Below are 25178 nucleotides of genomic sequence, written 5' to 3'. Positions count from 1 at the left end.
AAGCTATCGGTGATTTGCAAACTTTTCTATCAGACGGCTCTTTAAGCCAATTTGCTGTAATAACTGCCAAAAATAAGCAGGGGCATTTGAGTTAGGAGCTTCAATATAGGCTTGATAGCTGGTCGTGATTGCATCATACCAAATACCTGATTGGGCATAAATTTGCGCTTGAGTTAGAGTATTAGTCGTAGCATTTAGTTTTTGGCGTAATTCAGCCGTCAAGGGGATTCGTTTAATAACTGCACGGGCATAAGCATTTTCTGAGGGTCGTTTCTCATTACAGAGAATGGAAACAGTCCAATAGTATTCTTTGTTAACTTCTAGTGTAGGGCTGTCTGAAGGTAAATTGATTTGAATGATACCAGGTCGTTTAACCGTCAACTTATTCTTTAGCAGCGGCTCACTCACACCAGGTTCAACGAGAGTAAAAAGTAGGGGCTGTGAGGGAATATTGTCAATATATAAAAGTAAAGTAGGATGTGGGGAAATCGTAGTTGGAATATGATAACTTGGGACAAGTAATGTGAGAGATACATCCCTTTGGTTCGGACATCCTCTTGAACCACCTGAAGTTACACTTTGGCGACGTTCTTTGGCAGGTGGAGGAGGAACGTAACCTGATTTCCCTTGAGCCATTGTCATTTCTGACCAAAGAAGGAAGCTTAATAGTTGAATTAGTCCTAACGAAAAAATATTAGTAAGAATAATAAATAGTTTTTGATACATCGAGCGTTATTATCAGAGCAGTTTAAATTGATCTAAACTGATTAATTAACCTTTTAGAATCAGCAAAAAGAATGATTAGGCAATCTAAAAAATGGCACATTTCTTTCCTATTTTGGAGTAGCTTACTCTTAATTTTTTGGATTCACTATTGGTTCATCCAGCCCATGCGAGGGGAAACAGCAGATGTTACTCAATCTGTGCAACAAGCTCAACAATACTACCAGCAAGGACAGTTCCTACAGGCAATCAGCTTACTTGAGAACTTATTGGCTACATCTGAAGGAATCGAGCAAGCAACAATCCAGTGCTATTTAGCAGCTTCTTATCGTGAAAGTGGCCAATTGAATAAAGCAATCAAAAACTGGAAAGCCGCACTTGAAATTTATCGTAATCAGAACTGTCAATCTCTCCAACCGCAATTAATTGCTGTTCTCGTTGATTTAGGACAGACCCACAATGCTTTAGGTCAATTTAGACAAGCAATCCCCTTGCTTGAAGAAGCCATAAAATTAGCAGAGAATAATCAAGAACTGAAAACACAAGCAATTGCTTGGGATATTTTAGGAACCAGTCACACTCTTTCAGGAGACTATGACAAAGCAATCAAAGTATATGAAACAAGTCTTAAATTGTTTGAGCAATTAAACCATCCTGATTTAATGACTATCACCTTAAACAATCTCAGCAATACATTTTCTCAGCGTCAATTAAAATATTTAGCTGAGGCACAAGCAGCACAATTAGAAGAAGATGAAACGCAAGCAGAGCATTTTACGAGTTTAGCGCAACAAGATCGGCAAATGGCTTTGGCCACAGCAACGCAGGCAGAGGAAACAAGCCGTAACCAGAACAGTTTGTCTGCGGTTAGAGCCAGGTTACAGTTAATGAAGTTAAATCCTAATCTCGATTATCGTGCTTCTGTAAGCTCAATTCTTGAGCAGTTACCTAATTCTCGGCGCAAAGTCTACGAGTTAATAAATTTAGCAGGATTAATGAAGGAAAGTGAAGCAATTAAAATTCTTGAAAAGGGAATAGGAATTGCTCATCAACTAGGTGATTTAAGAACAGCATCTTTTGCTCTAGGTGCTTTAGGTCGAGTTTACGAACAGAAAAAACAATACGACCTTGCTCTAAAGTTTACTCACCAAGCTCAATTAGCGGCGGGACAAATTTCTGCACCCGATAGCCAGTACCGTTGGCAGTGGCAAGCAGGACGTATCTACAGGGCAACTGGAAGACGGGAAGAGGCAAAGGTCGCTTATCGGCAAGCGATCGCTAGTCTACAGAGTATTCGTGGAGATATTGCGGTTGCTAATCAGAATTTACAGCTAGATTTTCGAGATGAGGTAGAACCTGTCTATCGGCAGTTATTGGAAATTTTATTGGATGGAGGAACATCAAGCGAGATTGAATTAGCAATCCAAATTTTTGAGGGATTACAGCTATCAGAATTGCAGAACTTTTTTGGGGATGATTGTGTAGAAATTATCGATGCCATCAAGCAACCTCAAGTTATCTTAGCTAAAACGAACACGGTAGTTATTCATTCAATTATTCTAAAAAATCAAAGCTATTTAATTCTTCAATTGTCTAACGGCACAAATAAAAGTTATCCGATTAATATTTCTCAGTCACAGCTTCAAAAAAAGATTCTGAAATGGCGAAATGAATTAGAGGATATTTCTAGCTATCGATATATAGATTTATCTAAGGAATTGTATAAGCTTCTCATCCAACCAATAGAAAATGAATTAGAGCTTGTTCAACCTAACAATCTTGTCTTTGTTAATGACGGACTTTTTAGAAATGTGCCGATAGGCGCACTCTATGATGGTCAAAAGTTCTTACTTGAAAAGTATCCTTTATCAGTATCTCTAGGATTAAATTTTATTACTCAAACTCAATCCTCTGGGCAATGGCGTTCCTTAACTTTTGGTTTGACTGTGGCCGTTCCCCCTTTTGATTCACTACCAAATGTTGCTCAAGAAACCCATGAAGTTCAAACAATTTTAGGTGGTAGTCGATATCTTAATAATGACTTTACTTTTAATAATTTACAAAAACAGATTCGCAAAAAGAATTATTCTGTCGTTCACTTAGCCACTCATGGTAGATTTGGTGGCAATGCTGAGAGTGCCTTTCTTCAAGCGTTCGATCGACAAATTTCTTTAGCCGAATTAGAAAACTTACTTGATAGCAGTCAAAAACCGATCGAACTTTTAACACTAAGTGCTTGTCAGACGGCGGCGGGAAATGACCGAGCTACGTTAGGATTAGCAGGTGTTGCTGTTCGTTCAGGTGTAAAAAGCACATTAGGGACTCTCTGGTTTGTCAATGACCAAGCAACAGTTGAGTTAATCACAGATTTCTATCGGTATCTAGAACAGGGAATGAGTAAAACAGAAGCCTTAAGAAAAGCACAGTTGTCCCAGATTGCTACACCTGGAAGTCACCCTTCAATTTGGGCTAGTTTTGTTCTGGTTGGCAATTGGTTATGATGAAGTGTTCAAAAAGTTCTTTATTATTCCTCCATAATGACTAATGAATTAAAAGTCAATTATTGAAAATACGGAAGTTGAAGCTTGATTTGAATTAAGAAATCTAATTTAAGGATATTTACTGATTAATTAATTATAAACTTGAAATATTTTTTAATCTTTAAAATCAGAAATATTACTGATTTCAAGGGAATTCTAGTGTTTGAGAGTAAACATGAAAAAAGACGAGATTTCCTCCTAGATGGTCGCTCAACTTCCACTAAAAGACGATAATAGTCAACAACTTAGTACTTCGCCTGGTACGATCGTGCGCTGCCGTCAACGGCAATGGGTCGTACTGCCTTCTCCAAGCTCCGAGATTATTCGTTTACGTCCCTTGAGTGGACTTGAAGAAGAAAGCTGCGGAATTTATCTGCCCCTCGAACGAGAATTAGAGCCAGCCGATTTTCCTTTACCTTCTGCTAATACTCTACAAGATTTGAAGGCTGCCCAACTGTTGCTAGATGCGGCTCGCTTAAGCCTCAGAAGTGGTGCAGGGCCGTTCCGTTGTCTGGGTCGTCTATCCGTTCGACCACGACCTTATCAGCTAGTCCCGCTACTAATGGCGTTAAGACTTGAAATCGTAAGATTACTAATATCTGATGATGTAGGGATTGGAAAAAGTATCGAAGCTGGTTTAATTGCCCGTGAAATGTTAGATCGAGGTGAAATTAAGCGGATTTGTGTCTTATGTCCTCCGCAACTCTGCGATCAATGGCAGAGAGAACTTAAGCAAAAATTCCATATCGATGCAGTAGTGATCCGTTCGGGAACGGCGGCAAAACTGGAGAGAGGTTTACCCTCAGTCGATAGTCACATTTTCAGCTATTATCCTCATATTATCGTTAGCTTGGACTATGCTAAATCAGAACGCCGTCGAGCTAGTTTTCTCACCCACTGTCCTGATTTTGTGATTGTTGATGAGGTGCATACTTGTTCTGAATCTACTCCTAAGCAACAACAACGATATCAGCTAGTTAAACAAATTTCCCAAAAAAACGGACAACATCTTGTTTTATTGACGGCAACCCCGCATAGTGGCATCGAAGCTTCTTTTCGTTCTATTCTGGGTTTATTGAAGCCCGAATTTGCTCAACTTGACTTAAATCATCTAACGGAGGCGCAACGGATTGAACTCGCTCGTCATTTTGTGCAGCGTCGTCGAATTGATGTAAAAGACTGGCTTGGAAATAGTACCCCCTTTCCTAAGCGAGAAGCCATAGAAAGCCCCTACCCACTTTCGGAAACTTATCGAGAACTGTTCGAGCAGGTGTATGACTTTGCCAGAGGACTTGTTAAAAGTGTTGATGAAAGTCTTAGCTATGCACAAAAACGAGGACGCTACTGGTCAGCCCTTGCTATCATTCGATGTGTAATGTCTTCTCCAGCCGCCGCAATCGCCACTCTTTCCCGTCAAGTCAGCAAGGATACAGGTGATTTAGAGGAATGGGACGAAGATTTAGCGGCTAATTACGTCTTGGATACGACGGAAGGAGAACAAATTACGGATAATTCACCATTTACGGTTGTTGAACGGGGACAGAAAACATATCGGGATATAGATAAGCGAAAATTGCGAGAATTTGTCAAAATCGCCGAACAGTTGCGCGGGAAGGAAGACACTAAATTACAAAAAGCGATCGCTCTTATCAAAGATTTACTCAAAGAGGGGCTACATCCGATTATTTGGTGTCGTTATATCGCCACAGCCAACTATGTAGCTGAGACTTTACGCAATGACTTAGAAGGAAAGAAAAATACTTCAGTTAGGGTTATTTCGATTACGGGAGAACTTTCAGAAGACGAAAGAGAAATCAGATTACAAGAGTTACAGCAGTATCCGCAACGAGTGATGATTGCGACTGACTGTCTCAGTGAGGGAATCAACCTACAAGAACATTTTACAGCTTGCATTCATTATGATTTACCCTTTAACCCTAATCGCTTAGAACAGAGAGAGGGCAGGATTGATCGCTATGGTCAAACGGTCGAAAAAGTCAAATGTATTTTACTCTATGGGCAAGATAACCCAGTTGATGGAGCCGTCTTAGAAGTTCTCATCCGTAAAGCCGTCACCATTCATCGTACCCTCGGTATTACTGTTCCAGTACCGATGGATAGTAACACCGTACAAGAGGCGGTTTTCAAATCTCTATTTGAACGCGCTACCGATGTCCGCCAGTTAAGTCTTTTTGACCTTACTCAAGATGATACTCTAGCTCAAGTCCATAATAGTTGGGATCGAGTAGTAGAACGCGAGAAACAAAACCGTACTCGTTTCGCCCAACGTTCTATTAAGCCTGATGAAGTAGAACGAGAATTACTTCTTACCGATCTAATTTTAGGAAATGAAGCCGATGTAGAACGGTTTGTTTTAACGGCTTGCGATCGCTTGGGAACCTCTTTAGTTAGGAAAAAACAAGGATGGGATTTATCTCAGATTCCTCGGTGTGTTCAGTATCAGCTAGGTGATAAACCTCGTTTAATCAGCTTTACGACACCGACTCCCGAAGGAATAGAGTATGTTGGACGCAATCACTCACTTGTCGAAGGTTTAGCCCGTCATCTGTTTGAAGAAGCTTTAGAAAATATTGATACTCCAACGGCGGCACGGTGTGGGGTAACGGTAACGGATGCAGTGGCTAAACCGACATTTATTTTACTTTTGAGATTACGGCACCTGCTAGAAAACCGAAAACAAGGAATACTAGCTGAAGAATGTCTGATTCAAAGCTTTACAGGATTACCCAATCACCCTCAATGGCTATCTGATGACCAAACCTTATCACTATTGGCGACAGTTCAACCCACAGGGGATTTATCACAGGAGAACAAACGATCGCGGATTGAGATGATTTTAGGACGGATGGAGCAATTACAGCCACATTTAGAAAAAATAGCCAATAAAAGGGCTGAGGCTCTTTCTGAATCTCATCAGCGCGTCAGAGCAATGACGAAAGAAGGAAAAGTAACAGTTATTCCTCAACTTCCAATGGATGTTTTAGGCGTTTATTGTCTAATTCCCCAATAAATCACATTTTTATAAGGATATTTATTTATGGTTACTGCTGTTTTAACAGGCATTCATATTGAAGGAAACCTTATTGCTTCCGATCTTACCAACGATTTAACATCAGGCGATCTTAAAGGTCAGTTGCCTAAAGATTTCGGCTTGGAGAAAGTCAGTAAACTAGAAGATGAAATTGCGATCGCTTGGGGAGATGCTAAGGCGTATTGGGCAGCATTTCAACGACGCTTGGCTAGATTGGATGAAACGGAAACAGCGACGAGCATTACACGAGAACACTGGGCAGTACCCTTTCTAGAATTATTGGGTTATCGTCCTATCTATCAGGCTAAAGCGGAAATAGTAGACAATCAAACTTATGCTATTTCTCACCGTACTGAGGAGGGAGAAAATAAGCCACCACTTCATATTATCGGCTGTCGTATCGATTTAGATAAACGCCCTCCATCGGGTAATCCCCGTCTTTCTGCACATGGATTGATGCAAGAATATCTGAATCATACTGAGCATCTTTGGGGGATTGTTACTAATGGATATCAGTGGCGACTCTTGCGGGATTGTTCTTTAATGACGCGCCTAAGTTATGTTGAGTTTGACTTAGAACAAATACTTAATTCAGAAAATTACGCCGATTTTGGCTTATTTTATCGCTTATTCCATCGTTCCCGACTACCAGAAGGCATGGACGACACCGATAAATGTCTTTTGGAGTTTTATCATCAAGAAGCTATACAGCAAGGAGGAAGGGTACGGGATAAACTACGAGATGGGGTAGAAAAAGCATTACAACTGTTTGGTACAGGTTTCCTACAACATCCTCAGAATCAATCTTTAAGAGATGTACTCGCTACAAATCAACTTTCCGAAAAAGAATTTTATCGTCAGTTACTTCTACTGATCTATCGTCTCTTGTTCTTGATGGTAGCAGAATCCAGACAAGTCTTAATGGTAGAAGAGGATGCAGAAAAAGCCCGTATCTACATGGAATATTACAGCATTACTCGCCTCAGACAATTAGCCGAACGTCCCAGTTATCGTAGAGAAGGGTTTCAGGATCTCTGGCAAGGTTTACGGGTAACATTTCGCCTTTTTAATGAGAATTGGCAAGGAAAGATGTTAAGGTTATCTCCGCTTAATGGCGATCTGTTTGGTTCAAAGGTACTGCAAACTTTAGATAATTATGCCATTGATAACTATGATTTTCTACAAGCGATCGCTCATCTATCATTGTATGAGCAGAAAGGACAACGACGACGGGTTAACTATGCTGCCCTTGACGTAGAAGAATTGGGCAGTATTTATGAAAGTCTACTAGATTTTACACCCAGAGTTCTTATTAGAAATGGGATTCATGAATTTAGATTAGTAGCAGGAAGCGACAGAAAAACTACTGGCTCCTACTATACACCGCCTGAATTAGTCGCACAATTAATCAAATCAGCTTTAGAGCCTGTTATTGAGGAAAAGCTAAAAGCTCTAAATATCACCGTAGAGCAAGAAAAAGCCTTATTAAGCTTGAAAATCTGCGATCCTGCTTGTGGTAGCGGTCATTTCCTCTTAGCGGCTGCAAGACGCATTGGTAAAGAATTGGCAAAAGTAAGAACAGGAGAAGCACAACCAGGGGCAGAACCCATCAAACAAGCAATTCGAGATGTGATTCAGCATTGCATCTATGGTGTAGATCTTAACCCGCTTGCAGTAGACTTGTGTAAAGTCGCCTTGTGGATAGAAGGATTTTGTAAAGGTTTACCTCTAAATTTTCTCGATCATCGGATTAAATGCGGTAATTCTCTAGTGGGTGTACTGGATATTTCCTGCTTAGATGAGGGAATACCAGATGCAGCTTATACCGCCGTTACTGGAGATAATAAAACCTTAGCGACTACAATCAAAAAAAGAAATAAGAAAGAACGGGAAAATCAAGGACAATTATCAATATTTGGCGATTTATCAGAAGAACGGCAATATTACGGGCAAGGCTGGCAACAGTTAAGCGATTTACAAGAAATCTCTACCGACGATGTACGGCGCAAACAGGAGCAATATCAAGCTAATCGTAATCATAAAGGATGGTGGCGCGATCATTCCGCTTGTAATCTTTGGACGGCTGCCTTTTTCATGCCCTTAACTGAAGAAGGGTTACAACTATTACCAACAACAGAAGCATTAAAGCAGTTATTACGGGGAAATGACTCTACACAAAAAATTGTCGAGGCAGCAAACCAGTTAGCGGAAGAAAAACGGTTTTTTCATTGGTGTTTAGAATTTCCAGATGTCTTTGATGAAGGAGGTTTTAGCTGTGTATTGGGTAATCCTCCCTGGGAACGAATAAAATTACAGGAAAAAGAATTTTTCGCTTCTAAAAATCCTGATATTGCTAATGCAGCTAATAAAGCAGCAAGAGAGAAATTAATTAAACAGTTAGCTACTTCCAACCCTCAGCTATTACAAGAATTTGCAGATGCTAAACATGATGCTGATGCACAAAGTAAGTTTATTCGTGAGTCGGCTAGATTTCCCTTGACGGCAGTAGGAGATATTAATACTTATGCTGTGTTTGCTGAGACAACAAGAAAGTTAATTTCTCCAACTGGTAGAGTAGGAATAATCGTACCAACTGGTATAGCAACGGATGATACTTGTAAGAAGTTTTTTGGCGATTTAATCCAAAATCAAAATTTAGCAAGTTTGTATGATTTTGAGAATCGGGAGCATTTGTTTACTGCTCTCCATACAAAAACTAAGTTTTGTTTACTTTTTCTGTCTAAGGCGGCAGTAAAAGATATATCATTTTCATTTATTTCTACAAATATTAATGATTTAAAAAATCCTGATAAAGTTTTTAAACTGTCTTCAAAAGATATTTCTAGTTTTAATCCAAATACTCAAACTTGTCCACTTTTTAGAAGTCGTATTGATGCTGAATTGACTAAGAAAATTTATCAGCGTGTACCTGTTTTAGAGAATGAAAAAACAGAAGTTAATTCTTGGGGTATTTCGTTTATGCCGATGTTCCATATGTCGAATGATAGTCATCTGTTTAAAAATGAAGCAAAAAATGGATTGTTACCACTCTATGAAGCGAAGATGTTCCATCAATTCGATCATCGTTGGGCAACTTATGATGGAACTGAAGCAAAAGATGTTAGTTTAGAAGACAAAAGTAATTCTACTTTTCAAATTACGCCTCGTTACTGGGTAAGTAAAACCGAGGTAGAAAATCGATTAGCAAGTAAGTGGGATAAGAAATGGTTATTAAGCTTTCGCTCTATTACAGATTCTAGGAATGAACGAACAGCTATTTTCAGTATTATTCCTAGAGTTGGTGTAGGACACAGTGCGCCTTTGATGATAATAGATATAAAACAAATCTCTTTAGTGTGTTGTTTACTAACTAACTTAAGTAGTTTGGTTTTTGATTTTGTTGTTCGTCAAAAATTAGGAGGAACTAACTTTAGTTTATTCATTTTAAAACAACTCCCCGTCATCCCTCCAGACAGGTACACCCAAGAAGACATCGAATATATCAGCAGTCGAGTTCTAGAATTATTCTACACTGCCTATGATATGAAACTCTTTGCCTTAGATCTGGGACATGATGGAGAACCCTTTATCTGGGATGAAAATAGAAGAGCAAAACTCAGAGCAGAATTAGATGCAAAATACGCTAAACTTTACGGTTTAACTCGTGATGAATTGCGCTATATTTTAGATCCTGCTGATGTGTATGGTGAAGATTTTCCTAGTGAGACATTTCGCGTCTTGAAGAATAACGAAATCAGAAAATATGGCGAATATCGCACACAAAGGTTAGTCTTAGCTGCATGGGATATGATGAATAATTAAGTTTATTTTTGTTGATATAAAAATGGAGAAGTAAAAAAATGCAAAGTTTTGAAAAAGATGGAATATGGTTTCTTCCAGAAACTCCAGATAAAGAAAGGTTTGGAAGAATAAAATTTTATCCTAATCAACCACCTAAACTTGATTTAGTTGGTGAGCTTAAAGACTTAAATCTTCAAGAAAAATTTAACAAACCTCAAGAGTTTCCTATAATACATGGATATTTAATAGGAAATAACGGAATAAGCGAGAAAATAACTCTTTATAATTGTTATCAACCGATAAGTCTCACAACTGGAATAGAAACAAATACAATATATGCAGATTTTATTTTACAAGGACATCATTTTATCTCTCTAGATGAATTTATTACAGATGAAGTCATAGTTAGTTTTTATCACTTAGAAGAATGGATAAATTTACCTAATCTAAAAATCGAAGGAATTCTTAGTAATCTATCTGCTTCAACATTTCAAGAGATTAAAATCATACAAAATATTATGGAGACTTTAGAAATTGGGACTTTACTTGATTGTTCAATAAACTTGATAGACATACCAACATTTGAGCCACATAAGCTGGCACTTACTAATTTTTTGGGCTTGAAAGCTAATCAAATATATTTAATAGATAGAAAAAAGATTTTAATTAAATCAAAACAGTTTAGAAATTTTAAATACTATATAAAAATAATAGAATTACTACAAGAATTTTTTACTTTCGCTTCAGGTAATATTATTTATCCAAGCTCTTTAGAGTCCTATATTCTTGTTCCAGAAGAAAGAGTTGTAAGCATTGATTTATTAAAAAGTTTAAAATCTGAAAAGATGATTCAAACAGACATAGATAGCAAAATATCTGAGCCTAATAATAAAAAACAAGTGATTATACAAAAAATGGAAACTCCAATTAAAATAAATATTTTTTATCAAACTTTCGACTCGCTAGATAGGCAAAATAATAATTTTCAACAAACTAAGGTCTTATTTTATTTTAATAATATTCAAGAACAATCAAATATTATACTAAAAAATTGGGAAATTAATCGAGATCAGTTAAGCTCAATAATTGAGCTATATTTACGTTTAATATATCTTCCTTTACGTCATATTAATGATTGGTTTTTAACTTTAGCACAATCAATAGAGGGATTCCACCGAATTGATTATGAAGGTAGATATTGCGATGAGGAAACTTTTGAAAAGATCAAAACTAAATTAAAAGATACATTCTTAACAGAATTTAAAAAATATAATATTGGTCAATCATATCATAAATCATTATTAAATAAAATTAATTATTGGAATGAATATTCTTTAAAAGAAAGATTAGAGGATTTATTCTCTAATGAAGATTTTTATAAATGCTTACCTGATAATTTTTTTATTGATTCTCAAGAGCAAGAAAAATTCGTTAAACAAGTCAGAGATACTAGAGGTAGTTTGACTCATCCTGATTCCAATACCTCGGACAAGAAAATAAAAAAGAAAAATAAGCATATTGTAACGGGCCAAGATTTAGAAAAAATAGTTTATAAATTAAAAATTATTCTAGAAGCTTGTTTACTTAAACAACTAGGCTTAGATTCATCTCAAGTAAAAACTATTCTTTCTCAAAAGTATAAATTTGGTTGAAATTATTTTTCAAAATCTTTTTTATGCCTTACAATTAGTGAATCAATAATAGAAGACGAAACTCGAAATGTAGTTTTTCGCAGTAAAGTGATTGCTGCTGGCAAATCAACTAAATTTTGTCTGGTCGCTTCATCCAATACTCCTAGCAATCCAGTCACTCTCAAACCTTGATCGCAAGCTATTTTTCTAGCTAAACCATCATCAATAATTATTAAGCTTGCTTTTTGTTGTTCAGCTAAAATAATAGCAGCTTGTTCTCCTGCATCTAATAACTCTAAATCATTATTAATAGGTAAGTTGACAGTTTCAATGATTAGCCACTCAGGAGGATTATTAATCCATTGTTGAACCAGATCAGGAGAACGTGCATTAGATAATTCTTGTCTTACAATATCTGGAATTAACACTTGTTTGTACAGTTTAGGAAGAAGCTCAATTTCACCAATTAGTAGAAGATAACAAATGGGTGAAGTATCCGAAACTACGATCATAGTAAAGGTAATTTCCCATCTTTTCGTAGTTGTTCATGTGTTTGAGAGTCTGCTTCTAAGTCAGCTTCACTATAAGGTAAATCTACTCCCTTAGCTTTTAAAAAATCATCAACTTCTAAACGAGTTTTCATTCCTAATAACTCTCTCACTTTACCTACACTAATTGAACCCTCTCGATAGGCTTCAATAACAATCATCTCGGTTAATCGACGCTCTAGACTTCCCCATTTCGCTTCTAGGGAAAATGCTAAATCATCTGGTAATGCAATCTGAATTTGCATAAATACTTACTCTGAATTTTCTACTCACCATTGTATTAAATTATTAGATTCTATTGAATATGTGTAAGATTACATGGAAAAACTGGGCATATTAAGGAAAATCCCTCAAATTAATCCTTGTATGCTCCTTAAAAAACTTTTAGCTAAAGGTGAAACAGCACTTACAGCTACCAACACCCTCATCAGTTTAGGAATACTACCCAGTCTACTCGACTGTACAGACGTTGAAACTCTTACGGAAACCGAGTTAAATGCTTTATTTGGTAGTATTCCGCCTTTGTGGGAATGGGAAAACCTAGCTAAGTTCATTGAGGTTAGTACTCTCAATCCTGCTTTAATGCAACAATTACAAGCATGGATTGACCGACGTTTAGGACGGGATATAGAAGTAGAGAGTCAGGAAACAGCAGAATTAACAAGTAAATCCTTTGATATTTTCAGTTTTCGGGATGAAATTATTGAGGATTACCGTAATTACATCGCAAGTTTTCTCAAAATTTGAGACACACAAATCGATAAATTTGTCAATAGTGAATTAGATCAAGGTCATTTTTGGAAAGATCCTTTAATTCAAATTAACCCACCTTACAAACGCAGTGCAACCATTACCCAACTGATCGAGCAAAATATCCTACATCCTGACTGTAACCGCTATTTTCCTAACTTTCATTTTTACGAACATCAAGAAAAAGCTTTTCGTCTTGCCCAACAATTGTTACCTTATGTCGTTACTACAGGCACAGGTTCAGGGAAAAGTTTAACCTATGTTGTTCCTATCATCGACGATCTATTACGCAATCCCCAACTTAAAGGCGTTAGAGCGATCTTAGTCTATCCGATGAATGCTCTAATCAATTCTCAAGAACAAGAATTCAAGAAATTTTTAGAAAAAGTACCTAATACTCATATCCGTGTCGCTAAATATACAGGGCAAGAAAGTTTATCATCAAAAAGCGAAATCCAGAATAATCCTCCTCATATTCTGCTAACAAACTATGTCATGTTGGAGTTGATGCTGACTCGCTGTTATGAAAAAAGTTTAGTCGAATCTCCAGAGCTAAAATTTCTCGTTTTAGATGAATTACATACCTATCGAGGTAGACAAGGCGCAGATGTAGCCCTAGTCATCCGCAAACTCAAACAACGTTGCCGTAAATCTCTTTTGTGTATCGGAACCTCCGCTACCATGTCCACAGAAGGAAATCGTAGATCTCGTAATCATACCGTTGCCGAAGTTGCTAGTAAACTATTTGGTGTAGAAATTAAACCCGATCAAGTCATCGATGAAACCCTAGAAAAATCGATTACTCGTCCCTATCCAAATCAAGCAGAATTACAAAAGAGTCTCACTCAAGCATTACCCCCTCAAACTGAACAAACCGAGCAAACATTCTTTAATCATCCCTTAAGTGCTTGGATCGAAATGAATTTCGGTTTAGCTGAAGAAGACGGGCATTTAATTAGGCGTACTCCTATTTCACTAAGTACAGGAGCAGTACGACTCGCTCAAGAAACGGGGATCGATGAATCGATTTGTCTTGATGCTTTACGGAATATGTTCTTATGGAGTAGTCAAATCAGACGCAAGAACATTAAAAAAGGTTTTCCGTTCCGTCTGCATCAGTTCATCTCTCAAGGGGGTAGCGTTTACGCCACTCTAGAACCACATCAAAAGCGAGAATTAACCCTGGATGGACAGTATAAAACCACAAACGATCGCTTACTTTTTCCTCTCGTTTTTTGTCGGGACTGTGGACAGGATTACTATGTAGTCCGCTACGATAGTGAACATCAAACCGTAACACCACTCCTCCCAACAGCAATCAATCAACCCGAAGATTTAGAAGATGTCCAAAATGGCTATATTACTCTAGATGAACCTGATCTCTGGGATAGTGATGATATAGATAGACTACCTGATAGCTGGTTTAAAGTAACCAAAAAGAAAGGACGTGAGGTTAAACCCGATTATCGCTCATTTGTTCCCCAAAAACTCTATATTTATCCTGATGGGCGGATTTGCCAGATTTTCAGCAAAGATGAGCCTAATCCTCCGACAGCTTGCTGGTTTATCCCCAAACCCTTATTGATCTGTCTTAATTGCGGTATCGTTTATGATCGCAAAACCAGTGAATATCGAAAATTATCTCGTTTAAGTAGTGAAGGACGTAGTACAGCTACAACTTTATTAAGTCTTTCTACTGTAAACCGTCTCAAGAATCACCCTGCCATTCAACCCACATCAGCAAAAATCCTCAGCTTTACTGATAACCGACAAGATGCCTCACTACAAGCGGGACACTTTAATGATTTCGTGCAAACCAGTTTCTTAAGAGCCAGTCTCAATCAAGCTTTGCAAAGTAAAGGAACCCTCACTCATCGAGAATTAGCCGCTACTGTTGTTCGTCAGATGGGACTATCACAGACAGATTACGCTAAAAATCCTGCTGAGTTTAATCCAGGAAAAAGACTCAATGAAGAATCCTTTGAGCGTTTAGTCGAATATCGCCTCTATGAAGACTTACGCCGAGGCTGGCGAATTGTGCAACCGAATTTAGAGCAATGCGGCTTATTAGAAGTTCAATATGACGGGCTTGAAGAAAATTGTCGCTTAGTAGATTTGTGGCGAAAATATCCCCATCCTATTCTTCTACAAGCAACTCCCGAACAACGATACACAGCAACAAAAGTTTTACTAGATCTGCTGCGGAAACAATTAGCGATCGATGCTAGGCTCCTACAGCCTGACGAACTTAAAGAATTTAAACGAGACGTGAGCCAAACGCTAAACGAGCGATGGAGTTTTGACGGAAGTGAGCAGCTACATGAAGCGAAATGGGCAACCCTTGAGAGTGGTAATTCTCAAGTACAAGTTAAGCTAACGGCGCAAAGTGCGATCGGACGATTTCTTAGAAGTTCTAGGGCTTGGGATTGGCTAACGACTTCCCTTACAGAAACCGAATATCAAGATCTGATTGAAGCATTAATTGGGATTCTAGAGGTGACAGGCTATCTTACAAAAGACAACAACAAGATTCAACTCAAGATTACATCAATGATCTGGAAAGCACAAAAAGTATCAGACATTCCTATCGACCCTTTAACCAGTAAACGGCTTTCTGGCACTACATATATAAAGCAATCTGTCAATAAATATTTTCAACAATTTTACATTTCTCAAGCTCAAGAGATCAAAACAATGGAGGGACGAGAGCATACAGGGCAAGTCAAAAACGAAAAACGTCAAGAAAGAGAACAGCACTTTCGTGATGGTTTCCTAGCGGCTCTTTATTGTTCTCCAACAATGGAACTCGGTATCGATATTTCCGATCTCAATGTCGTTCATCTTCGTAATGTTCCCCCTTCTCCATCCAACTATGCTCAACGTAGTGGACGGGCAGGCCGAAGCGGACAAGAAGCATTAGTAATCACCTATGCAGCCGCAGGAAGTGGACACGATCAATATTTCTACCAACGTCAAGAACAGATGGTTGCTGGAATTGTTGTGCCACCTAAACTAGAATTAGCAAACCCCGATCTGATTGAATCTCATCTTTACTCACTTTGGCTTTCTTATACTGGAGTAGAACTGGGGGACTCGATGAATAAAATCCTCGATCTAGGTGAAGCTGACTATCCCATCAAAGCCGATTTACGTTCTGCTCTAACGCTCTCTCCTACCACTCTCGATCGATGTTTAAAAGATGCCCAAGCCATTCTCAGTGATACTTTTTGTAAAGAAGATCTTAATCGTGCGGATTGGTATTCAGTAGATTGGCTGAAACAAACACTAGATAATGCTCTCATCAAATTTGATCGAGCTTGCGATCGTTGGCGACGATTGTATCAAGCAGCAATCAATCAACGAGATGAAGCTAGAGCAATTATTGATGAATCCCACAGAGGAGAAGTAAAGAAAGAAGATAAAGCCAAAGCCGAAGCTCTACAAAAAGATGCCGAAAGACAATTAACCCTATTAGTCGGTCAAGATTCTAGAAATCGCTCAACAAGTGAATTTGAATTCTATCCCTACCGTTATTTTGCGTCCGAAGGTTTTCTACCTGGTTTCAATTTTCCCCGTCTACCAGTACGAGCTTATATTCCAGCAGGAGAAAATGGCGAATTTATTTCTCGTTCTCGTAGTGTAGCCATCCGCGAAATTGCCCCGAATAACATTGTTTATTACGAAGGTAATAAGTATAAAGTCGATAAAATGCGAGTGTCGCCTAGAGGAATTGACTATCAGCAAATTGCTTGTTGTTTAAGTTGTGGCTATTATCATGATACTCAAGATTTCGATCGAGATACCTGCTTTAATTGCGGCGCAAAACTCAACGATAAGCTTAATTCTGTGTTGACGATGGATACCATGATTACTCGTCGTCGTGAACGCATTACCTGTGATGAAGAAGAACGACTCAAATCGGGTTATCGGATGACAACGCATTTTCAGTATGACCCGCACAAACGAGAATCTGCCTCAGTATTAGCCGCCGATGGAACAGAATTATTCCGTCTATGCTATGGCGAAACCGCTAAGATTTTAGGAATTAATCGAGGTTTGCGCCGTTCTCCCGAAACAGGATTTAGGTTGGATACTCAGACAGGGTATTGGGGCGACACTCCAACCAATCCTCCTCCGTCTACGTTACGCTCAAATATTAATTTAATGGTTTCTCATACTGCTAATCTCCTATTCCTTGAACCTTGTTTTTTGCTTGGTGACATGAGAGAAGATTTTTTAACAACGCTACAGTATGCCCTAGAAAGGGCTATTCAATCGGTTTATAAATTGGAATTAGACGAATTAGCTTCAGAACGTTTAGGAGAGCCAAAAAAACATATATTATTATGGGAATCGGCTGAAGGGGGCGCGGGGGTTCTCTCCCAAATCCTTAATCGTGCCGATAGTTTTCAACGAATCGCTGAGGCGGCTTTAGAAATCTGCCATTTTAAAACGCCTAAAGATAGCTGTGTTCAGGCTTGTTATGAATGCCTCCTTTCCTATCAAAATCAAATCGATCACGCCATACTCGATCGTCGTCTAATTCGTCCATTCCTCGAACAACTGACTAGCAGTACTCTTATACGCTCTGAAAGTAAGGTTGCGCGTGATGCTCATTATAGAAAACTATATGCTCAAACCGACCCGCAGTCTAATTTTGAGCGTGTCGTTCTTCAAGCAATTTACGAGCAGGGAATTAAACTACCCGATGCTGCTCAAATGTTAATTGAAGAAGCCAATTGTAAGCCCGATTTTGTCTACAAAACTTCTAAAATTGCCGTTTTTTGTGATGGCTCAGTTCATGATTCACCTGAACAGCAAGAGAGAGATCACATTACAAGAGAAAATTTACAATGGTTAACGGGATATCAGGTTTTTACTTTCAGTTATCGTAAGGATTTAACAACTCAAAATAAAGAGCTTAAATCCCTGCTGTAGCTACTTATGATCGTTGATCTGTAAGTATTCTAGGTTTTTGATCTAATTGAATCACATTTTTCCAACCAGAGCCGCATTTTACGCTCTTCTTTGCTGGTTTGACAGATTGGCGTAGCAACAAGATTATTTGAAATCATGCCCCAACGGTAGCGACGTAGTAAAGTTGAGAGAAAAACTTTCATCTCCATTTGAGCTAACTCAGATCCTAAACATCTGTGAACACCACCACCAAAACCTATTAATGCGAAAGGATGCGGCTTGTTTTCCTCATGAGTAAGTAAAAAACGATTAGGATTAAAATCGTGAGGCTCAGAATAAAACTCACTTAGACGATGAGTTAACAGAGGTGACACAATAACATACCAATCTTGAGGAATCAAATATCCAGCATACTCAACATCTTGAATCACTCCACGAGGAATCGTATAAATTGATGGGTATAAACGCTCCACTTCTTTAAGAATATATCCCATCAAAGTGAATTGCTTGAGATCAGAAAAAGTAAGAGGTTGACTACCTAAAACTCCTGTCTGCTCCTCTTGTAATTGTTCTTTCCACTCTGAATGAGAACTAATTTGAAATAAAGACCAGCACAAAAGTTTAGCAGTAGTTTCATGTCCACCAAATAAGAGTTGTAATGATTGAGTAATTATTTCTAAATCATTTAACTGATTTCCATCTTCATCAGTTGAACTTAGAAGTAATCCTAGAACATTCTGAGCCTCACTAAAATTTTCTTGTTTTCGTCGTTGTTCAATAATTGAATAGAGAAATACTTCTAATTGACGGCGAGCGTTCATGGCACGACCAAACTTAGTTAAGGGAATATCCCACCGTAAAACAGTTCTGATTCCTGCTATCAATTCTGAAAAATATTGACTAAGGATTTTGACTTCTTGCTCGGCTTTTGTTCCTAATAACAGCCGACAGGCAATCAATAAAGCTAACTGACGCAATTCATCAATGAGAAAAATCGGATTTCTTTCTGTCCAACTGTCTAAAAATTCCTCTACGGTACTCTGAATGATGTCAAAATAACTAGCAATAGCTTGAGGATGAAATGCCGGATACATCAACTTGCGTATCATTTGATGTTTTTGTCCATCCTGTAGAAGAATTCCCTCACCAAATAGAGGTTCTAAAATTGACCATCCGACTTTTGAAGAAAAATTTTCCGCACGATCTTTGAGAACAAACTGATTTGCATCGGGGCCAATGAGACAAGCGATTTTCCTACCCATGATCTGGGTTTTAAAATGAGTTCGATAAAGCTGAAAACGTTTCCAGTAAAACTGCTCTTGTTGGGTAAACAGTTCGAGAGTTTCACCCAGAAACGGTATCCCAAAACTGCCTGGCAGTTCTTCTGCCGATTTGACGGTTTGATTCATAAAATCATCTAAGATCAAGTGTGAGAGAACCTTTTAGTTCAAACTAAATACGCGCTCATGTCACGATTTCCTCATCTTACTGAAGTTTGGTTAGGTTTAGGGTTGGCTATCTTGCTTACACCTTCGACTCAAGCTCAAATTCTTCCTGATTCAACTTTAGGGGCTGAAAATTCAACGGTTACGCCTCATCAGGTTATTAATGGCTTGCCTAGCGAGCGAATCGATGGTGGTGCTAGACGAGGGGCTAACTTATTTCACAGTTTTCAAGAGTTTAACATTAACGAAGGGCAGACGGTTTATTTTTCCAATCCTAACGGCGTAGAGCATATTTTTAGCCGAGTCACTGGCAATAATCTCTCAGCCATTTTCGGCAAACTGGGCGTTTTAGGCAATGCTAATTTTTTCTTCATCAACCCCAATGGAATTATCTTTGGGCCGAATGCTATTTTAGATGTTAATGGCTCGTTTCTAGCGACGACAGCTAGTTCGATTCATCTATCAGATGGCACGATTTTTAGTGCCAAGAATCCTCAAGCTGTTCCATTACTCGCTATCAATGTACCGCTCGCTTTGGGATTTTTAGAATCTTCTGGGAAAATAGAGGTTCAAGGTAGAGGACATAATCTCATTGCCCCAGGTGATACCCGTCTGCCGAATATTCCCATTGGAGGTACAATTCCCACAGGATTAGCTGTTAAACCTGAACACACTCTGGCTTTAGTTGGGGGAGAAGTCAACTTTCAAGGCGGCGTTGTGACTGCTCCTTCAGGACGGGTCGAAATCGGTAGTGTTTCTTCTGGTCAAGTTAAAATTGCTTTTACGAATCCTAATAACTTTACTCTTAATTATGAGGATGTTAGCCGTTTACAGGACATTTCTTTAACCAGACGCTCGCTTGTTAATGCTAGTGGAACTACTAACGGCAATATTTCTCTGTTTGGCAGAAACATTAACATTACAGATGCTTCTTTAGTATTAATCGAAAATCAAGGTGCAAATCCGCTAGGAACTATTCAAGTCAACGCCTCAGATACCTTGACTATTACTGGAACAACGGAATTTACTCCAGTCTTCCCAGGTTTAGCTCGTTCGACTCGTGGCTTACTCAGTCAAGCTCTAGCTCAGGGAAAAGGGGCTGATATTAACATTTGGGCTAATCGATTAATTGTTCAAGATTCAGGGAGAATCTATCTTTCAACTTTTGGGTCGGGTGCTGGTGGTAATCTTGCTATCCAAGCAAAAGATTCGGTTCAAATTCTTGGGATCTCGCCTTTCGATCCCTCTTTTCCCTTGAGTAGTATTGTTTCTACGGCTACTGCAGGTTCAGGAACAGCAGGAAATCTGAACTTAGTTACTCAAAACTTATCTCTAAGAGAAGGAGGACTTCTAAGTACTACTGTGTTTGGAAGCGGTAGTGGAGGAGAATTAACGATCGCTGCTACTGAAGAGATTAATTTAACTGGATTTAATCCCAACAGTTTGGTTCCAAGCCTCATTTCTTCGATTACTCAAGGTTCAGGCCCAGGGGGCAATTTGCTCATTAATACCCAACGTTTAACTTTAACCGATGGTGGTCGAGTAGATAGTTCAACCCTTGCATCGGGAAAGGCTGGAAGTTTAACGATTAATGCTACTGATTTTATACAGGTTAGTGGAACGATTCCCGGTTCTGTAAATCCAAGCTTAATTATTTCCTCTGCGAATCGTGTCGATCCCAAAATTAGACAAGGACTTGGATTGCCTGAAATTCCAACTGGTGCTTCAGGAAATGTCAATATTAAAACTCGACAACTGAGTGTAACAGATGGCGCATCAATTAGCGTCAGAAATGATGGGACAGGTGATGCGGGAAATCTACAAATTCAAGCTCGCTCAATTGATTTAGATCGTTCGTCAGGGATTACGGCTTCTACCTTTTCAGGAAATGGCGGTAATATTGATTTAGCGGCCGAGCGAATCCAGTTGCGACGGAACAGCAACATCACAGCTACAGCAAGCGGTACGGGCAATGGTGGAAATATTACGCTCGCGACTAATCCTCTAATTTCTCTAGAAGGTAGTAACATCTCGGCTAATGCCTTTATAGGTCGAGGGGGTCAGGTACAAATCTCAGCTAAAGGAGCCTTTTTATCGACTGATAGTCAGATCACGGCGAGTTCTCAATTTGGAATCAACGGAATTGTAGCAATTAATACGCCAGAGACAAATATCCAGAATTCGCTGGAACCCCTAGAACTTAGACTTATCTCACCCGATGAAACCATTGCCAGAAGTTGTTTAGCCCGCAGAAATGAACAACAGGGCAGTTTTACTTATACCAGAACAGGCGGAGTTCCAATTACGCCTGAATCTGGAATTAACGAAAGAGAAGCATTAAGTGTTCCATCAACAACAGAACTATCTCCTGGCTCCAGCACTCCCTCTTCTATACCTACCGAAAATGAGCAGTTTATTTCAGTGCATCCCTGGAAATCAGGCGATCCCATTATTCGTGGAGGTGCGATCGTTCGTACTGTTGATGGGCGAACTTTATTGATCGCTGCTACCCCTCAAAATATTAATCTCATTTGTCAATAATAAAAGCTGACTAAAATCTCTGTTGCCATAAGATTGAAAAAGAAAATTCATTCTCTTGCAAAGAATTACCTTGTTGCTCAATTTTGATTAAGGGAATGCCATAATCCAAACGAAGATTCAAATTATTAATCTGCCAACGCAATCCTAAACCCGTACTAGCAAGAGTATTAGGATTGACTGTTGCAAGTTTGTTATTCCAAACCGTCCCGATATCGAAAAAAGGGACTAATTCGATTACACCGAAAGTATCATTATTAAAAACAGTAAAACGGGTTTCTATTGTCCCTACTATGCCATTATCACCAATCCGCAAATTATTCGCATAACCTCGTACTGTATCGATTCCGCCAATGTCAAATTGTTCAACTGGCAGCAAAGCATCGGGAGTAAGCTGCATTCCAAATCGAGCTAGAAAAATAATATCTTCATCTAATTTTTCTACCCACTGAAATTCCCCTTGCCATGAGAAAAATCTACCGTCAATTCCAATCTCATTAATCGTCGCATCGAATAGACCTAGCCCAAAACTCAAATACGATCTTGCTGCTAAAACTCGCTTAGGTGAACGATTAATCCATTCTTGACCTAGCCTTAAAGCTGTCACCCTAGATTTACCGTTTTCTGGGCCAAGCGTAAAGGAATAAGGAATATCATTTAGTAAAAAGGTTCTACTTTCCTTTAAATCCCAAGAAATTGACAGAGCAAGTTCTTCATTCGGTTTTAGAATTACAGGCTGACGAAAACTGAGTGATAATGTGTTGGATTCAGCCCTGATTCCTACATCTTTAAAAACATCTTCAATGATCTTGGTATCTCCTGTCTGGTAACTGATACTCAAAGTCCCATTATTGGCATTGAGAGGAACTCCGTAGCTAAAGTCATATTGATCTTGTCCTTCTGTAATTCGATATTCGGCCGATAATTGATCCCCAAAACCAAGTAGATTTTGATGGTGCAGCTTTAATGTTCCTCTGTATTCTCCGATGCTTGGAGATTCATAGTTATCAAACTGTAGTCCTATAGAAATAGCAGGTGCTTCTTTAAGTTTGATTGTCAAAATGCTGAGTTCTGGTTCTGTTCCTTGATTTAACTCTGCCTCAATTCTTTCAAATAGAGGATCGAGTTGCAATAACTGTAATGCTTGTTCCAGGCGTTTGATGTTCAGTGGAACGGTTACTGCCTTCATTAAGCGTTCTCGCACATAATAATTCTGAAGACGATTTAAACCCTGAATTTCAATGTCTTCTAATTTCCCCTCAATCACTTGAATGGTTACAACCCCATTAGACAAATCTTGAGGTGGCAAATAAGCTCCAGAGGTAAGATAACCATTAGCAACATAGAGTTGTGTTATTTGACGAGCAATTTCTTCAAGCGTTTCTAGAGTAACTTCTTTTCCAATAAAAGGAACAGTAATTTTGTCTAAATCTTCTTCAGAAAAAACTGTACTGCCCAAAACTTTGACTTGCTTAAGTGAGATAGAAGAGCTTTCCGAAAGGGTTTCAGGTTGAGAAAAAGGAACACTATTAACTTGCAGTTGAGATAGCTTCAACGCTTGACGGAACGATTCGGCTTGCGCTTGAGTAATTACATCCGAGCATAAAGACAAGCATACTACAGATATAATCACTAACCAATTTACAAGCTTCGGCAGTTTACCTAACCGTTGAATGCTATCAGAATCAGGGTACAAAGTTTAGTAATCTTCGACTTTTAACAAATCATCGATTGTCAGTTTTTTGTTGCCAGTGCTTTCCCGAAGCCAACCCACTGATGTAGGAAAGTATTGTACTCACCTCGAGACAAAGTTCCTGCTTTAGCTGCTGTCAAGGTACGTCGAGCTATTTTCATTCCTTTAATCAACAGTTGTTCATAAGCAGCATTGAGCAAGATCGACGTAAACACGCACGATGGTCACTTTGTCGAGTTTACGTTGAGTAACGTACTCATATTTTAACAAGGGGTTTCATTAGATGCTATACGTTCAAGTACAACTTGATATTTTAGGTTATTGATTAATTATTCATAAAAATTTAAAAGATAAGTAAAATCAATAGTAAAATTTACTCAGATGAAAGCCATTTGTTAGGAACTGTGTTCATGCCAATCAAGTTACTATTTGTAGATGATGAACAGGCTTTTGAACAAGCAATCAAACAACGATTTAGAAAAGAAACCAAATCGGGAGAATATGAAATTATTTTTGTTCGGAGTGGTGAAGAAGCTCTAGAGGCGATCGAGCAAGATAAAGAACACGAGATCGATCTTCTTCTAACCGATTTAAAAATGCCTGCTGCTGAACTCGAAGGGTTTCAACTGATTAGAACGCTGCGGAAAAAAGGAATTCAGTTGAAGACGATCGTTATTTCAGCATATGGAGATATGGAGAATTATAAACAAGCCCTTCGAGAAAATGTTTTACTCTTTTTAACTAAACCGATTGAAATATTAGAATTAAAATCTTTAATTGAGGAAGCATTAAGTAAGCCCGATCAAATTGATATAACTTCTAAAAAGGTTAGATTTAATACCCTTTCCAAATTAGTCAATGAGCTTCCATCCAAACAAAAAGAAAAATTAATTTATTATTTAATTGAGTCTCTTGAGCAAGAAGAACTAGAACGTCTTCAAGAGCAGATTCCTAATAAATTGCAAAATCAGATGGAGATTAATCAACGGAGAAAAGAAGAGAAAGAGCAACTGATCGATAAGCTCAGACGAGGCGAGCTCGAGCCAAACTCTCCACTTGAATTATTAGAAGGTCATTTTATTGAAGAGAAATATATTCCTAGAGAAGGTAAAACCTTTGGCCCGTACTACTACCTCAGATGGTGGGAGGATGGGCGGCTTAAAACCAAGTATCTAGGTAAAAGCGATCCCCGTAAAAGTAGTCGTTCAGAAATTCCCACACTACCTCCATCGGAGCAAGAATCTTAAAATTATATAAATTTGTATCATAATGATACTAAATTTAATCTTCCTTGTTTAGTAAGTATCCTGTATTATCTTAAATTAGAGAAAAATAATTAGGTTTAACTTTACCTAATTAACTGATAAAGGTTGATTAGATGATTAACCTAATCCCCTATCCTTAACGACACTAAACATGGAGGGTGTGTATCATGGCATCAGTTAACGGGCTAATGCTTAAGCCTGGAGTTTAGACTATGACAAAATAACCCAGTCTTGTTTTTGGGCTAAGATGTTAGCAATTTGGCTAAAAATTGGGT

General features: G+C 38.5%; 14 protein-coding genes. 8 read left to right on the top strand and 6 right to left on the bottom strand.

All coding sequences use genetic code 11. The features are described from left to right. Positions 1-3: 3 nt before the first annotated feature. The gene (locus C7H19_RS20190; protein WP_106458725.1) at positions 4-726 is read right to left on the bottom strand and encodes a DUF928 domain-containing protein; all 723 of its coding nucleotides are present in this window, start codon (positions 724-726) and stop codon (positions 4-6) included. A gap of 71 nt (positions 727-797) precedes the next feature. Here C7H19_RS20190 and C7H19_RS20185 point away from each other — a divergent pair, with 71 nt between their 5' ends. The 4 genes from C7H19_RS20185 to C7H19_RS20170 all read left to right on the top strand — a co-directional run bounded on the left by C7H19_RS20185 (position 798) and on the right by C7H19_RS20170 (position 11768). Continuing rightward, positions 798-3224 (top strand): CHAT domain-containing protein, encoded by a 2427-nt coding sequence (locus C7H19_RS20185; protein ID WP_106458724.1) that lies wholly within the window; start codon positions 798-800, stop codon positions 3222-3224. A gap of 241 nt (positions 3225-3465) precedes the next feature. Continuing rightward, positions 3466-6294, top strand: a complete 2829-nt coding sequence (locus C7H19_RS20180) for a helicase-related protein (protein ID WP_106458723.1) — start codon at positions 3466-3468, stop codon at positions 6292-6294. A gap of 27 nt (positions 6295-6321) precedes the next feature. After that, on the top strand, positions 6322-10137 hold the full coding sequence (locus C7H19_RS20175; RefSeq protein WP_181280687.1) for an Eco57I restriction-modification methylase domain-containing protein: 3816 nt from the start codon (positions 6322-6324) through the stop codon (positions 10135-10137). 38 nt (positions 10138-10175) lie between these two features. Next, the gene (locus tag C7H19_RS20170) at positions 10176-11768 is read left to right on the top strand and encodes an ApeA N-terminal domain 1-containing protein (RefSeq protein WP_106458722.1); all 1593 of its coding nucleotides are present in this window, start codon (positions 10176-10178) and stop codon (positions 11766-11768) included. A 2-nt stretch (positions 11769-11770) separates the two neighbouring features. Here the strand turns inward: C7H19_RS20170 and C7H19_RS20165 are convergent, their stop codons facing one another. Both C7H19_RS20165 and C7H19_RS20160 read right to left on the bottom strand, forming a co-directional pair. Then, positions 11771-12259 (bottom strand): PIN domain-containing protein, encoded by a 489-nt coding sequence (locus tag C7H19_RS20165; protein ID WP_106458721.1) that lies wholly within the window; start codon positions 12257-12259, stop codon positions 11771-11773. Further along, entirely contained in the window at positions 12256-12540 is a 285-nt protein-coding gene (locus tag C7H19_RS20160) for a UPF0175 family protein (protein WP_106458720.1), read from the bottom strand. Before C7H19_RS20160 ends, C7H19_RS20165 begins: the two co-directional genes overlap by 4 nt. Before the next feature lie 121 nt (positions 12541-12661). Here C7H19_RS20160 and C7H19_RS26925 point away from each other — a divergent pair, with 121 nt between their 5' ends. Further along, on the top strand, positions 12662-13042 hold the full coding sequence (locus C7H19_RS26925; protein ID WP_245927673.1) for a hypothetical protein: 381 nt from the start codon (positions 12662-12664) through the stop codon (positions 13040-13042). 9 nt (positions 13043-13051) lie between these two features. After that, positions 13052-17983, top strand: a complete 4932-nt coding sequence (locus tag C7H19_RS20155) for a DEAD/DEAH box helicase (RefSeq protein ID WP_342752312.1) — start codon at positions 13052-13054, stop codon at positions 17981-17983. Positions 17984-18012: 29 nt separating this feature from the next. Here the strand turns inward: C7H19_RS20155 and C7H19_RS20150 are convergent, their stop codons facing one another. Next, positions 18013-19371: a cytochrome P450 gene (locus C7H19_RS20150; protein WP_106458719.1), complete on the bottom strand. Its 1359-nt coding sequence runs from the start codon at positions 19369-19371 to the stop codon at positions 18013-18015. 57 nt (positions 19372-19428) lie between these two features. Between C7H19_RS20150 and C7H19_RS20145 the strand changes: the two genes are divergently transcribed. Then, on the top strand, positions 19429-21948 hold the full coding sequence (locus C7H19_RS20145) for a two-partner secretion domain-containing protein (protein WP_106458718.1): 2520 nt from the start codon (positions 19429-19431) through the stop codon (positions 21946-21948). Positions 21949-21958: 10 nt separating this feature from the next. Here the strand turns inward: C7H19_RS20145 and C7H19_RS20140 are convergent, their stop codons facing one another. Both C7H19_RS20140 and C7H19_RS25915 read right to left on the bottom strand, forming a co-directional pair. After that, on the bottom strand, positions 21959-23641 hold the full coding sequence (locus C7H19_RS20140; RefSeq protein WP_106458717.1) for a ShlB/FhaC/HecB family hemolysin secretion/activation protein: 1683 nt from the start codon (positions 23639-23641) through the stop codon (positions 21959-21961). Between the two features lie 38 nt (positions 23642-23679). Further along, positions 23680-23853, bottom strand: a complete 174-nt coding sequence (locus C7H19_RS25915) for a hypothetical protein (RefSeq protein ID WP_181280686.1) — start codon at positions 23851-23853, stop codon at positions 23680-23682. A 195-nt stretch (positions 23854-24048) separates the two neighbouring features. Between C7H19_RS25915 and C7H19_RS20135 the strand changes: the two genes are divergently transcribed. After that, a complete protein-coding gene (locus C7H19_RS20135) occupies positions 24049-24885 on the top strand; it encodes a DUF6788 family protein (RefSeq protein ID WP_106458716.1) in 837 nt (278 codons plus the stop codon). The last annotated feature ends 293 nt before the right edge of the window (positions 24886-25178 follow it).

This window comes from Aphanothece hegewaldii CCALA 016 (assembly GCF_003007785.1).
GTDB lineage: Bacteria > Cyanobacteriota > Cyanobacteriia > Cyanobacteriales > Microcystaceae > Chroococcus > Chroococcus hegewaldii.
Note: the sequence above shows the minus strand (reverse complement) of the source record. Positions and strands in the feature narration are given on the sequence as shown.